The organism is Singulisphaera photorubra, assembly GCF_045290345.1.
Lineage (GTDB): Bacteria > Planctomycetota > Planctomycetia > Isosphaerales > Isosphaeraceae > Singulisphaera.
The window spans coordinates 4097574-4111825 of record NZ_CP155447.1 but is presented as its reverse complement, the minus strand read 5'-3'; the positions used below and the strand labels follow the sequence as shown (position 1 = coordinate 4111825).

Genomic DNA, 14252 nt, shown 5'->3' with positions numbered 1-14252 from the left:
CGCCTGTTCCAACGGTTCGACCCGCGAACGCAGACTTCAAGGGCTTCCGTTTCCGCGACGCGCGGTCAGAGCCCGGCGAGCCGCCTGAACTCGATCCAAGGCCATCTCGGGATCGGGATCGAGCACGGTCAGGTGCCCCATCTTGCGCCCCGGCGAAGCCCCTTTCTTCCCATAGAGATGGAGCTTTATCCCTCCATCGGACCGGAGTGCCGATGACCAATCGGGCTCGCCATCCGCCCAGAGATCGCCGAGCAGATTGACCATCGCCGCCGGCCTGATGAGATCGGAAGTCCCCAAGGGTAGACCAGAGAGGGTTCGGACCTGCTGTTCGAATTGGCTGGTGGTCGCGGCTTCGATCGTCAGGTGACCCGAATTATGCGGTCGGGGCGCCAGCTCATTCACGAGCAGGTCTCCCGTCGCCGTGACAAAGTACTCGACCGTCAAGACGCCAACCAACTCCAGGGCCTGCGCGACCGAGAGGGCCAGAGTCTGTGCCTCAAGCGTGACGATCGGGCCGACGGGCGCGGGCATCACGGTCGAGTCAAGGATGTGGCTTCGATGGCGGTTGAGTCCCACCGGGAACGCCTGGGCCGCCCCATCGGCGCCTCGGGCCACCACGACCGAGATCTCCGACTCAAAGTCGACCCAAGCCTCGGCAACGCAGGCGACCTGCCCCAGGCTCAACCAGGCGGAGTGGGCATCCTCGGCACGTTCGACCCGCACTTGCCCTTTGCCGTCGTAGCCGGACGAGGCCGTCTTCAGGACCAAAGGAAGACCGACCGCCCGGATCGCCAACGCGAGTTCGGGCTCGCTACGGACCGGTCGCCAAGGAGCATGCGGGATCTTATGACGCGTCAGAAACGACTTCTCGCGGAGCCGATTCTGGCTGACCCAGACGGTCTTCCACCCGGGGCGGACGGGCCGCTTGCCGGAGAGCCAGCGAAGTGCGGGAGCCGAAACATTCTCAAATTCTACGGTGATCGCCTCGGCCTGGTCCGCAAATGAGTGGAGTGCGGAGAGTCGATCGGAGGGGGCGATCACCGCCCAGTCCGCCACCTGCACGGCGGGCTCGTCTTCGCTCGCCGCCAAAACCCCCGCGCGATACCCCATGCGCTGGGCGGCCTGGATGAACATCCGGCCGAGTTGGCCACCACCAATCACGCCGAGCGAGGCGGGTGGATCCAGGGAAACGGGCAGGCCGGAGCTCATAGCGGAGACTCTCCGACAGCCTCGGTCTGCGACTCGCGGAACTGAACCAGCGATTGGCGGATCTCAGGATACTTTCGGCCGAGGATTGCCGCCGCCAGGAGCGCGGCGTTGGCGGCCCCGGCCGCGCCGATCGCGAGCGTCCCCACCGGGATCCCGCGCGGCATCTGAACGATCGAGAGGAGCGAATCCACCCCGCGCAGAATCTTGCTCTCGACGGGCACACCGAGAATGGGCAAGACCGAGACGGCCGCCAACATGCCCGGAAGGTGAGCGGCCCCCCCCGCGCCTGCGATGATCAATTCCAGGCCCCGCCCTTCGGCCTCTCGGCCGTACTGAAAGAGCCGTTCCGGAGTTCGATGCGCCGAAACGACCTTGGCTTCATAGGGAATACCCAGTTCGGTGAGCACGTCCCCCGCCTGCCTCATGGTCTCCCAATCCGACCGACTCCCCATCACTACCCCGACCAGGGGGCGTTCCGAATCGAGCATCGCGCACCCACCCCGACAAATGACATCTCTTCAGATTCACAGCGGCTAAGTCATCATAGCCGCTGGTTACGAACCCAGGCCAGTAGGAACGAGCGACCCGTCTCCCGTCATCCCCTTTTTCTCTAGTCGACATCGAAGCCGTAACAGATCAACAGGAGAGCGGGAGGTTTAACTCGACTTTGACGTTTGGCGCCAGTCATGCACAATAGAGAGAAGGAAGCCGCGTCGATGGATGACGGGGGCACGGGACAGAAGTACACGTTCGAGCCAGTCCGTCCGGGGGATGCACGTGGCAACAATGGTCGCAAACGAGACGCCCAAGGTGGTCTCGCAGACGTCGGAAACGGTTCGCATCTGGCTGTACAAGACGCTTTTCACGAATCTCTGTGGCGTGACGTTCGGTGACTGGTGGCAGACCTTGCGGGAGAACCGCTTCGCCATCGACCTTGCTCGCTGTCCTCGCGCAGCGATCTTGACCGTCGGCAGCGTGTTGAATTCGTATTATAAACAACGTGAAGAGCGAGAATTCGGCGAGGCGCTCAGGCAGGTCCAAGTCAGGCCCCCCCTTTTCATTCTCGGGCACTGGCGAAGTGGAACGACCCTGCTTCACAACTTGCTCGCGCTCGATGCTCGTTTTGCCTATCCGAATCTTTACCAGGCCTTCTTCCCCCATACGTTCCTCTGTACGGAGGATGCGCGAACGAATCTTGTCCGCCCGCTGGTCCCCCAGACCCGCAGCTTCGACAACGTCGCGCAGGGGCTTCAGATGCCCAATGAGGATGAGTTCGCAACCTGCGCGGCCTCACTCCGCTCCCCCTATATGGCCTGGGCCTTCCCGCGGAACCTCGAGCACTACGAGCGCTTTCTCACGTTTCGTGACGCCTCGGAAGCCGATGTGACCCGGTGGAAGAACGAACTGCTCATGTTCCTCAAGAAGCTGACCTTGAGGCACGACCGCCCGATGCTGCTCAAGTCTCCTCCTCATACCTGCCGGATCAAACTGCTCCTGGAATTGTTCCCTGATGCGCGCTTCTTGCACATCAGCCGCAACCCCTACACAGTGTTCCAGTCGACAAAGCATCTGAACCGGGTCTTGACCCAATCACTGCGATTCCAGCGGCCGGGAACCGACGATCCGGACGAGACGGTCTTGCGGCGCTACCAGGTCATGTACGACGCCTATTTTGAGGAGCGAGACCTGATCCCCTCGGATCGCCTTCATGAATTGGCCTTTGAGGACCTTGAGAACGATCCGGTGGGACAGATTCGCGGCGCCTACGAACACCTTGGACTCGCGAATTTCGACGCCGTGCTCCCCCGCCTGGAAGAATACGTCGGCTCGCTGGCGAACTACCGCAAAAACGAATACCCCAACCTCCCCCTCGCACTGCGGCGGCGGATCCAGACATCCTGGGCGAAGAGTTTTGAAGAGTGGGGTTATCCCGTGGATTGACGGAAAAAGCCCCTGGTTAGGACGCAACATCAACAGCGGCGGAGCGGGTCGGCGAGCCTCGCCGACCCGCTCCGCCGTTGGTCCGTTGCACCATCTCGACCCGACACAAGTTTCAAGTCGGAACGGATTGCGGATCGCTTGCCGCTACCGTGAAAGCATAGCGTTGCGGCTGGGAACACAATGCGCAGAATTTCGGTTCGGCCCTTGGCCCGTCCGGAGCCCTGGAAAATACTCCCTGCGCTGGGAGTAAAAATTGGTGCGAGTCACCTCCGGTCGGATCGGTTTGGGCTCGCTCCGAGAGCTCGTCCCCGTCCTCACACGCCGGTCTGAGGACGTATAGGGCCGGAACCGATCGAGACTATCCGTGGGCGATGACGAGGATCGTGGGGAGTTCGAGGCCCTGGCATCGCGTTGCCAGTAGGGTTGCTGGGCGACACTGGGCACGGTCAGGAGCCCCAGGATCGCCACCGCCGTGAGAGGCCAGATCGGAGAGATGCAAGTCATTGGCTCATCCCTTTGCCGGAATCGACGGAGGTGCGTCCCACAAGGCTGAGCATTCTTTCAGACGGTGTCAATGAGGTCGAAGACATTTCGTGCGTTGCAGGGGGCCGACTCGAAAGTGTGACGACTCGCAATTCCAGGATGGATCGGGGATGATGGGAAAGGCGGTCGAGAGCCGCGTCGGTCGCACTGAAGACCTCGACAATACTCCCTATAGGCCGGAGAACAGCCGATGCGACTTCTGCTCCAGGTTCGGGCAATTCCTGCCGCCCTGGCCCTCGTATTAGCGACCCAAGTCGTTGCTCAGGAACCGACTAAGCCAACCGCGTCGGCCAGCGAGAAGAACCCCGCGGTGCCAGCCGCCGGCCATTCGCTTCACGGCGAAGCATTCAACGATGGGCCGAGACACCAGGCCCACGTCATGGAGGGGATGGGCAAAATCCACTTCCCCGTCACGACCGCCAAGCCCGAGGCTCAAGCATTTATTGACCAAGGGGTCGCCCAGCTCCATTCGTTTTACTACTACGAGTCCGAGCGATCATTCCGCCAGGCCGCCTTCATCGACCCCGACTGCGCCATGGCCTACTGGGGCATGGCCATGTCGAACGTCAATAATGCCCGTCGCGCCAAAGGCTTCGTCAAAGAAGCGCGAAAACGCGCCGCCAAAATTTCCAGGCGCGAAACACTTTACCTCGACGCGTTGGAGAGCCTCTATAAAGTCGGCGACGACTCCAAGGCCCAAAAAAAGAATCATCTACTCGGTCTGGAAACGATCGTCCAGGAGTTTCCCGATGATATCGACGCACGCGCCTGGCTGGCCATGGTGACCTGGCAGAACGCGTCGAATGACGGCATCGGAAGCCGCCAGGCCGTGGACACTCTGCTCGATTCCGTGCTCCAGGTCGAGCCGATGCATCCGGGCGTGCATCACTATCGGATCCATCTCTGGGATGGCGTGAAGCCCGCCCGAGCCGAGAAATCGGCCGGTCTCTTCGCACGAACCGCTCCCGGTATCGCCCATGCTTGGCACATGCCCGGTCACACCTACACCGGACTGAAGCGCTACGCTGATGCCGCCTATCAACAGGAAGGCTCGGCACGCGTCGATCACGCGTCGATGTTCCGCGAGCGGACCATGCCGTTCGAGATCCACAACTACGCTCATAACAACCAGTGGCTGGCAACCAGCCTGAGCCATATCGGCCGCGTCCGCGATGCCATTGCGGTCGCTCGCAACCTGGTGGAACAGCCTCGAGATCCGGCCAAGAACGGCAAGAACGATGGCGGTTCGCCGCAACGGAGCGGACGCGCACGCTGGGCAGAGTTGCTTTGCCGCTACGAACTCTGGGATGACCTCATCGCGGCGACCAATTCGGGTGCACTTGACTGGTCGGACGTGAACGTCGAACGCAAAGAGAAGGCGTATACGTTGGGCCTCGCCTACGCCGCCACCGGAAACGCGACGAAGCTCGCCGAGCAGATCGACGCCTTGAAGGCTTTGATTGCTGGAGAATCGAAGTCAACCACGCGGCCGACCGGCAATGCCACCCCCGCGCTTTCTCCCACTCAGTTAGCCCTGGCGGAATTAGAAGGCTACCAGCTCCTCGCCAAACAGGATGTCGGCGCGGCCTTCGATCAATTTGCCAAGGCGACCTCGATGCGAACCGAGGCACTGGCTCGCGCTCATCTCACCGCTCGAAATTTCGGATTCGCCGAGAGTGTCGCAAAGTCCGCCGTCGAGAAACAACCGAACCAGGTCCCTCCCTTGGCCACGCAGGTGGTCATCCTTCACGCCGTGGGGAAGGACAAGGAGGCGAAAGAGGCCTATCGCAAGCTCGAGACGCTCGCCAAAAACGCCGACCGAGACCTCCCTGTCTTCCAACGACTCGAGCGGATCGTGGAGGGTTGGAAGGCTGATAAGGACTGGTCCCCGGCGTCTCCACCGGAAGCAGCGACCGACGACGCGACAGCCAATCGGATCGATCTCTCAACGCTCGGTCCCTTGACCTGGGCCCCCTACCCTGCCGACCCTTTTTCCCGACCCGATACCGAGAAAGTTGACTGGAACCTCGCCGAACAGAAAGGCAAGAACGTAGTTCTCCTGCTCTATCTCGGTGGCAAGTGCGCCCACTGCATGCAGCAGCTCGAGACCTTCGGCAAGGAGATCAACGCCCTCAAGGCGTTGAATACCGAGGTGGTCGCCATAAGTACCGATGACTTCGAAGCCACGCGCGAGCTCAAGAACAATCCCGACAAGATCAAGTTTTCCATGCCGATGCTGTCCGACGCCAAGCTCGAGGTCTTCAAGGCCTACCGCGCGTTCGACGACTTCGAGCAGCAGCCGCTTCACGGCACGTTCCTGATCGACGCCAAAGGAATGGTTCGATTCCAGAGAATCTCGGCCGATCCATTCCTGGATACCGAATTCATCAAAACCGAGACGGCGCGGGTCAACCGACTCCTCAAAAATCCTTGAGCGATCACCCCGGACGATCGCTCCACCCTAGAATTAAAGAACATTGCAGGGAACCGAGCGCCGGGTTCCCTTTTTTTCCGAAGATTACCGCACCGAAGAGGGAAAATGTCGCGCACTCTCGTCACCATCAATGACACCTCGTTCCCCATCGCACCGCTGGGCCCCGTGACGGCTGCCCCGTCGATTGCCCTCCACCCCCAGCGGCTCCGTCCGTTGCAAGGGAAGCCGGCGGGATCGCTTGTGATTCATGAGATCTATCGAAGTCTCCAAGGCGAAAGCACCTTCACTGGCCTGCCTTGTGTATTCATCCGATTGACCGCGTGCAACCTGCGCTGCGTCTATTGCGACACCCCTCACGCGTTTACGGAAGGGAATGTGCTTTCCCTCGACGAGGTTGTGGAACGAACCTTGGCCCTCGGCGACCCACTCGTCGAGCTCACCGGAGGGGAACCGCTTCTCCAACCAGAGGTCATCCCGTTGATGGTCCGGCTGGCTGACGCTGGCCGGACGGTGCTTCTCGAAACGAGTGGTTCCCTCGATATTGGACCGGTCGATCGCCGAGTTCATGTGATCCTCGACCTGAAGACCCCCGGGTCGGGTGAGGAAGACGCCAATCTCTGGAGCAACATTCCGCTGATCAAGCCCACGGACGAGATCAAGTTCGTGCTCTGCGATCGCGCGGATTTTGAGTGGGCTGTTGCCCAGACCCGGGCTCATCGCCTGACCGAGCGATGCCCCGTACTTTTCAGTGGTTGCTTTGGAAAAGTTGATCCGACCGAGTTGGCCGCTTGGATTCTCGAGACCCGGCTCCCTATCCGGTTGCAGCTTCAGCAGCACAAGATTCTCTGGCATCCCGCGGCCCGAGGCGTTTGATCGAAACGCACGGTATTGTGAACAGAGTGATGCGTTCGCATCAAATGAACCGGCCCGCACGATCGTGGATCGATCGTGCGGGCCGGTTCGTTCAACTTCAAATCAAGGTCGATACTCCGCAGTTCGCCAAAACTTCAAAACGGCGCACCGATAAAGCGCTGAAGCATATGTAATCCAATGGCATATCCCGCCATGCGGAGCAACAATTGGGAGAGGTTGCCCACAAATCGCTCCACGCCCTGATGAGTCGATAGGCTCGCCACTCCACTCCGCAAAGCAATGACGAGACCGACCAGCAAGAGACCGAAGATCGGCACCAAAACGAAGATCGCCTTCAAGTCCAATGTCGAGTCCATGATTATCAACCTCTGAGAGACTGTTCAACAACCCGAGTGAATCACGGTGGTCGACTTAGTTGTCAAGCAAACTTCGGGCCAACTGAGAGTTCATACGCTTGTTCCTGGGAGAAGGTTCTCAAGCGTAGTGCCGCCCTCCCAGAATTCGGTCCCCCCGCCATGTGTCGGGCAGGGACCTCGAGAGTGTATTCGCCGTCCAACGCGGTTTGTGACGACGAACCACACCAGAAGGAGAGTCGAGAAATAGGCAGAGGTTCGGTCAAAGCGTTTGGTCGGCCGGAAATTTGAAGAGCCGACGCGCATTGAATGTCGTAATTTGGGCAAGCTCGAGAAGGGAGAGGCCGTGTACCTGGGCCAATCGTTCGGCGGTGAACGTGACGCGTGCCGGCTCGTTGGTGGAGCCGCGATGCGGGTGAGGAGTCAAATAGGGACTGTCCGTCTCCACCAGCAAACGATCGAGAGGAACTCGGGCGGCCACCTCGCGTAGCGAATCCAGAGTTCGATTGGTAAACGTCACCATCCCCGCGAACGAAATGTGAAGTCCCAAGTCGAGAAACGCCTGGGCGTCCTCCCATGACCCGGTGAACGAATGCAAGACCCCATTCACAGGAGCCTTGAACCGGTTCAGTTGGGCGATCAGATCCTGCTGGCTTTCCCGGCAATGGATCACGAGGGGGAGGCCGGATTCAAGCCCCAGTTTGAGGTGGCGATCGAACCATTCTTGTTGTTGTGCAAACGGCGTACGATCCCAATGTCGGTCGAGTCCGGTCTCCCCGAGCGCCACGACGTTGGGGGATTCGAGCAACGCCAACACCCGTTGCCAATCCTCAGGAGTTGCTTCGAACGCGTCGTTCGGGTGAATCCCGACCGCGGCGAACACCCCTTCATGTTCGCGGGCGATCGCGGCGACCGATTCGCTATCGTTTGCCGTGGTCCCGATCGCCACAATCTGGCAGACCCCCGCGTTTCGAGCACGCTCCAAGACTGCTGGCAAGTCGCCTCGAAGTCGTGGATCCTCAAGATGGGCGTGGGTATCGATCAACGCAGGCCGTTCGATGTTCTCCAGACTCATTGGTCGGACGGCCCTTCATGATGCGCTGCGATCGCCGATTCCGGCTCATAGAAACCCACCAGTTCAAGCCGATAACCCGTCACCTGAAATCCTTGCTGCCGTAGCGTTTGCAGGAGAGCGGGGTCAAGCTTCGCGATCAAATCGGGGTCGAAGGGAGTCGGAAGGTCGTGGACGGAACCTGAGCGGAGACAACGGAGATGATAGTGATGGTCGCTCCGAGCATCGTAACGGGCCGAACCGTCGCCGGCGGTCAGTTTCGCCGCGACCCCGCTGGCGACGAGCGCTTCCAGGGCCTTGTAGACGGTCGCCAGGCTGATCTTGGGGATGTGTGGCCGTACGCCCTGGTAAACCTCCTCCGCTGTCGGATGGTGCTCAGCGGCACTGAGCTGGTCGTAGACGGCCAGCCGTTGCGCAGTGCAACGCCAGCCGGCAGCCTCCAGGGCCGAACGGAGATCGTCATGATCGAGCGCGGATGTCATCAACAAACCCTCGTCTCCAGGTGATTCGGATCAATTGTTCGGCCGCTTGACAGTGCTGTCAACCGCCTGTTAGATTAAACTCTTGGAGCCGTAGGCGGATAAGGATCCGCTGACGGTGGTACGCCGTATCACTTTCGCCTCAGGCTCTCCTGAATGGTGATGGATACGGAGTCATCCAAGGAGGCGTTGCCCAAGGGTCGGCACGCTGTGGCATGAATCCGAACCACGCCTCCTTGGGGGCGAGGTTTGGTATTGCTCTGCTTCCCCTAGTCCCGGCACGCCTCGGAGTCATCGAATGAGCGTCGACCTGGTTCGCATCGTGGATAGCATCCACCGAGAAAAAAATATCTCCAAGGATATTCTTTTCGAAGGGATCCAATCAGCGCTCGCCACCGCGGCGAAGAAGCATTATCCCGAAGCGGCCGAAATCGTCGTCAATATCAATCCTGACTCCGGCCAGATCGAGGCCACCAAAGACGGCGCTCGGATGGATCCGGCCGAACTGGGGCGGATCGCGGCCCAGACGGCAAAACAGGTCATCATCCAGAAGATCCGCGAGGCCGAGCGGGATAGCCTGTTCGAGGAATTCGAGGATCAGCGAGGCGACCTGATCACCGGAACCGTGCAACGGTTCGAGGGTGGGGCCGTCACGGTTAATCTGGGCAAGACCGACGCGTTGCTCCCGCGCAGCGAACAAATCCCGGGGGAAAGCCACCACCCCAACGAACGAATCCGCGGCGTCATCCTCGACGTGCGGAAAGTCGGTCAGCGGGTCAAGATCATCCTCAGCCGGACCCATCCCGACTTCGTTCGCCGCCTCTTCGAGCTGGAAATTCCCGAAATCGCCGATCAGATCATCAGCATCCGCGCCCTGGCGCGAGAGGCCGGATATCGCTCAAAGGTCGCGGTCACGTCGATCGATTCCAAGGTCGACGCGGTGGGTGCGTGCGTCGGCGTCCGGGGAACTCGAATCAAGAACATCGTCGACGAGCTCGGTGGCGAGCGGATCGACATCGTGCGTTGGAACGAGTCGCTCCAGGTGCTGATCCCGAACGCGCTTCAGCCCGCGGAAATCGACGAGGTCATGCTCTGCCAACTCCTGGGACGGGCGATCGTCTTGGTCCGTGAAGACCAGCTCTCGCTCGCCATCGGTCGACGTGGCCAGAATGTCCGGCTGGCCTCGAAGCTGGTGGGCTGGGACATCGAGATCATGACCTCCGAGGAACTCGATGAGCTGATCGAGAAAGCGGTGGGCGCGTTCACCAAGATTGATGGAGTCGACACCGACCTGGCCGAGAAGCTGGTGGAGCAAGGAATCCTCAGCTACGACGACCTCTCGGTCATGGAAATCGACGACCTAGTGAACACAATTGAAGGTCTCACCGAAGAACAGACTCGGGAGATCGTGGCCCAGGCCGAGACTTTGGCCGAGGCGCAGGCCGACGAGATGCCCCGACGTAAGGGAGCGCGGACCCCGGCAGCCGCCTCGGCACCCGCCCCCGTCGAAACCAGCAACGCAGAGTCCGCAGCCAACGATGGTGGAGCGGGGCGAACGGTCCGTCCGACCCTTGACGACCTGTTCGGCGAGTCCGCATCCGCCAACGAAATCGAGGCGGTGGATGAGGAAGCATCGCTTTCGCTGACCGAGGAAGAGACAGACAGCGATGACGAGTCGGACTTGACAGTATCGTCTGAGTCGGATGAGATCCGCGACCTGGCCCTGGCGTCGGAAGGCACGACGGACCAAGATGGTCGAGAGATTACTGCTCCACCGAGTGATGCCGATCAAAATGAGACCGCTCGGATTGTTACCGAGGCGGTAGAAGAGGGCGTATCGCCCGAAGAGATCGAGGCCGATGAGGCCGGCGCGGAGCGGGATGTCCCCCCGACGCCCCCCCTGGAACCTATCTCGACTGACGAAGTCGAGGGACGCGAGTCGGATATGCACAAACCATGAGGCCCGCTATGGGCCTGCCACCGCGTTTCGACCTTGTCGACCCTCCGTCCTAAATGGCTTCTGCCTGGGGAGCGGTCGGCAAGGCGTGGAATCACCCTTGAACGATCGGGCTGGTCCGGCTCAATGTTGGCCGAGGCCCCACCCAGGAGGAGTTGCCGTTGTCCACGCGTGTCCATGAGTTGGCGAAGGAATTGGGTCTCAAGAGTCAGGAGTTGCTTGACCGGATCCAGCGATGGGGTCTTGATGTCAAGCTCAGTGCTCTGGCTAGTTTGGACCCGTCGGCGGTCGACCAGATTAGGCAACTGATGCACGGCTCGACCTCCTCAACTTCCTCGGCGTCAGCTCCCGTTGCGGAAGTAGCTCCCGCCCAGCCTTCGCCTCGTCCCACTACCTCGGAGACGCCCGCCATCAGCGCGACAGCCCCACCGCCGACCCGGACGACCCCGAGTCCTTCGGCCGCTTCCCAGCCGGTCCCCAGCGACCGACCTGCTCCGCCGGCCTCGCCGGCCCTCTCGCAGCCGCTTTCCGCCGCTCCGCGCCCCGCGCCGGTTGCGACGCCTCCCGTTGCGACACCGCCGGTCGCGACGGTCTCAGCCGCGACCGCACCGAGGGCCGCCGCACCCGCCGCGAATGCACCAACGGCCCCGAGTGCACCCGCACCGGCTCCGAGTGCACCGCCGACGCGTACGAGCGGGCTGACCTCGCCACCCCGGTCAGGTTCGGGGCCGCTCTCCGGTCACACACCGCATCGGGGAAGCCCCACGGGCGCGGCCCCTCGGCCCCAGGGGCCGCCTTCACCGCCGCCCGACTATCGGCCCAATCCCAGCACCCCTCCTCCGTTGAAGCGAGGCGACTACGTTTCGCCGGCCGGAGTGAGACAACCGATCCAGCGGCCCGGGGCTTCCCAGCCGCAACACCAGCAGCCCCGGCGCTCCGACGATAATAATTCGGGGCAACAAGGTGGTGGTGGCCCCCGTCGCGATGCGCCCCTGGGTCCGCGTCGACCGTTGCCGCCGGTTGCGTCCCAAACCTCGCAACCGCCGCCCCGGCGTCCCGCACCTCCCCGCCCCGGCGGCGGTGGTCCTGAAGTCAAAACTCAACGCCCCGAGAAGCGGTACACGCCTGAAGAGTTGATGGCGATGATGCGGTCGGGGCAACTCGGCACTCAGGCGCCTGGCGGTCCCGGATCGCGTCCTGGCGGAGCGCCCGGCGCTCGTCCTGGTCTGTCCGGACGGCCCGCGGGAGCGACGGGTGGTCCCGGCGCACCCCGCCCTGGCATCCCTGGAGCCAATCCCCTGCTCCGTCGCCCGGCGACCGGAGCGCCGCCCGCGCCCGGTTCCGCGCCGATCGCGCCCACAGCCGAAGAAGAAGAGGATCGTAAGGGGAAAGCCGGGGCCGCTCGGCTGGGAACCCCCGCCGATCGCGCCGGTCGACGCGCCAAGCGCAATGAGCGAGCCACCGAACGGCGGGTGACTTCACCCATGCCCGCCGCGACGCTCCTCAACGAGACCGATGATGATGGCCGTCGTTCGCGAGGCGGCCGGAAGGGTTCGCGAGGTGGCCACCGCGCCGCTGTCGCTCCGGCTCGCAAGAGCCACGCCCAGATCGAACCGCCGATTAACGTCCGCAGCCTCTCCGAAGCGATCGGCATCCGTGCGAATGATCTCATCAAACGGATGATGAATAGCATGGGGCTGCAGGTCAACATCAACGCGAACCTCGAAGACGAATCCGCCATCATGCTCGCGATGGAGTTCGGCGTCGAGCTCGAGGTGATTCACGAGCGGACGGCCGAAGACGACCTGCTCGAGGCATGGGAACCGGACGAAGCTGAGACCCTCAACCAGGTCCCGCGTCCTCCGGTCATCACGATCCTCGGACACGTCGACCACGGCAAGACGTCGCTTTTGGACCGGATCCGCAAGTCGAACGTCGTGTCGGGCGAGAGCGGCGGTATCACGCAACACATCGGTGCCTACCAGGTCGAACACGAAGGTAAGATGCTTACCTTCGTCGACACCCCGGGCCACGAAGCGTTCACCGCGATGCGTGCTCGCGGGGCGAATGTCACCGACATCGTCGTCCTGGTCGTTGCGGCCGACGACGGCGTCATGCCCCAGACCCAGGAAGCGATCGCGCATGCCAAGGCGGCCGACGTGCCGATCGTCATCGCCCTGAACAAGATCGACCTGCCCAACGTCAACCTCAACAAGATTTACGGCGAACTTTCGCAACAGGACCTGGCGCCCGAAGAGTACGGCGGCGACACGCCCGTCGTGAAGACCTCGGCCGTGACCGGCCAAGGGATCCCCGAGCTGCTCGAAATGCTCGGAATCGTCGCCGAATTGCGTTGCCAGATCCTGGCCACGCCGTCGCGACCGGCCACGGGTACCTGTCTCGAAGCCTCGATCTCCGAGGGGCGAGGCGTTGTGGCCACCGTCCTGGTGCAGGATGGGACGCTCAAGGTTGGCGACGTCATGGTTTGCGGCGACGGCTTCGGCCGCGTTCGCGCCTTGTTCGACGACAAGGGGAATTCGGTCGCCGAAGCCGGACCATCGATGCCGGTCGAGGTCTCCGGGTTGGATGAGGTCCCGACCGCGGGTGAGAAGTTCGGTGTGGTCGAGGACGTCTCGCGAGCCCGCGAGATTGCCGAGACTCGCCGCCTCCGCACTCGAGGAGTCGCGCTGGGCGAACGCCAAGCCGTCACGCTGGAAAACCTTTACAGCAAGATGGCCGAGCAGAAGCTCAAGAGCCTCAACCTGATCCTCAAGACCGACGTCCAGGGATCGCTCGAGGCCCTCATCAAGGAACTCGAGAAACTGGAGAACCCCGAGGTTCCGATCCGTGTCCTCCTCAAGGGCGTCGGCGGGATCAGCGAGAGCGACATCCTCCTGGCCGATGCCTCACAGGCGATCGTCATCGGCTTCCGCGTCGCCCCAGAAGACCGCGCGGTCACTCTGGCCGACGAGAAGAAGATCGACATCCGCCGGTACGACATCATTTACCAGGTGACCGACGAGATCAAGAAAGCCGTCGAAGGGTTGCTCGTCCCCGAAATCAAGGAGGTCCACCTCGGCCGTGCCGTGGTCCGACAAGCCTTCAAGATCTCGAAGGTCGGAACCGTCGCCGGTTGCTTCGTGACCCAAGGCAGCATTGAACGAGCGGCCAAAGCTCGGATCATTCGTGAGGGTCGCGAGATCTACAAGGGGTCGCTCGAAGCACTCAAACGCTTCAAGGACGACGTCAAAGAAGTTCGCGAAGGTTTCGAGTGCGGAATCAAGATCTCCAATTTCGACGATCTTAAGACCGACGACGTGATCGAAGCCTATCGGATCGACGTGATCCGCCGGACGCTTTGATCCCGCGATAACGCCTCGGGTTTGTGGAG

At 61.9% G+C, this 14252-nt stretch carries 10 protein-coding genes; 5 read left to right on the top strand and 5 right to left on the bottom strand.

Translation table 11 applies throughout. The features are described 5' to 3' along the window. Nucleotides 1-36 precede the first annotated feature (36 nt). Complete coding sequence (locus V5E97_RS15645; protein WP_406700237.1) at nucleotides 37-1209, bottom strand: 5-(carboxyamino)imidazole ribonucleotide synthase; 1173 nt, start codon at nucleotides 1207-1209, stop codon at nucleotides 37-39. Then, the gene (purE, locus tag V5E97_RS15640; RefSeq protein ID WP_406700236.1) at nucleotides 1206-1697 is read right to left on the bottom strand and encodes a 5-(carboxyamino)imidazole ribonucleotide mutase; all 492 of its coding nucleotides are present in this window, start codon (nucleotides 1695-1697) and stop codon (nucleotides 1206-1208) included. Before purE ends, V5E97_RS15645 begins: the two co-directional genes overlap by 4 nt. 298 nt (nucleotides 1698-1995) lie before the next feature. Here purE and V5E97_RS15635 point away from each other — a divergent pair, with 298 nt between their 5' ends. The 3 genes from V5E97_RS15635 (at nucleotide 1996) to V5E97_RS15625 (ending at nucleotide 7000) form a co-directional block, all read left to right on the top strand. Then, nucleotides 1996-3150, top strand: a complete 1155-nt coding sequence (locus V5E97_RS15635) for a sulfotransferase family protein (RefSeq protein WP_406701165.1) — start codon at nucleotides 1996-1998, stop codon at nucleotides 3148-3150. A 733-nt stretch (nucleotides 3151-3883) separates the two neighbouring features. Continuing rightward, nucleotides 3884-6127, top strand: coding sequence for a redoxin domain-containing protein (locus V5E97_RS15630; RefSeq protein ID WP_406700235.1), 2244 nt, complete (start codon nucleotides 3884-3886; stop codon nucleotides 6125-6127). A 105-nt stretch (nucleotides 6128-6232) separates the two neighbouring features. Beyond that, complete coding sequence (locus V5E97_RS15625) at nucleotides 6233-7000, top strand: radical SAM protein (RefSeq protein WP_406700234.1); 768 nt, start codon at nucleotides 6233-6235, stop codon at nucleotides 6998-7000. Nucleotides 7001-7134: 134 nt separating this feature from the next. On the opposite strand, the gene V5E97_RS15620 is transcribed toward V5E97_RS15625, so the two are convergent. From V5E97_RS15620 to V5E97_RS15610, 3 genes are all read right to left on the bottom strand, one after another. Next, complete coding sequence (locus tag V5E97_RS15620) at nucleotides 7135-7356, bottom strand: hypothetical protein (RefSeq protein WP_406700233.1); 222 nt, start codon at nucleotides 7354-7356, stop codon at nucleotides 7135-7137. A gap of 259 nt (nucleotides 7357-7615) precedes the next feature. Continuing rightward, nucleotides 7616-8428 carry a TatD family hydrolase gene (locus V5E97_RS15615; protein WP_406700232.1) on the bottom strand — a complete coding sequence of 271 codons (813 nt, stop codon included), beginning with the start codon at nucleotides 8426-8428 and terminating at the stop codon, nucleotides 7616-7618. Next, the gene (locus V5E97_RS15610) at nucleotides 8425-8907 is read right to left on the bottom strand and encodes a Fur family transcriptional regulator (RefSeq protein ID WP_406700231.1); all 483 of its coding nucleotides are present in this window, start codon (nucleotides 8905-8907) and stop codon (nucleotides 8425-8427) included. The genes V5E97_RS15615 and V5E97_RS15610 overlap by 4 nt, the downstream gene beginning before the upstream one ends. A gap of 295 nt (nucleotides 8908-9202) precedes the next feature. On the opposite strand from V5E97_RS15610, the gene nusA reads away from it, so the two are divergent. Both nusA and infB read left to right on the top strand, forming a co-directional pair. Beyond that, complete coding sequence (gene nusA, locus V5E97_RS15605) at nucleotides 9203-10864, top strand: transcription termination factor NusA (protein ID WP_406700230.1); 1662 nt, start codon at nucleotides 9203-9205, stop codon at nucleotides 10862-10864. 158 nt (nucleotides 10865-11022) lie between these two features. Next, the gene (gene infB, locus V5E97_RS15600) at nucleotides 11023-14223 is read left to right on the top strand and encodes a translation initiation factor IF-2 (RefSeq protein ID WP_406700229.1); all 3201 of its coding nucleotides are present in this window, start codon (nucleotides 11023-11025) and stop codon (nucleotides 14221-14223) included. Nucleotides 14224-14252 lie beyond the last annotated feature (29 nt).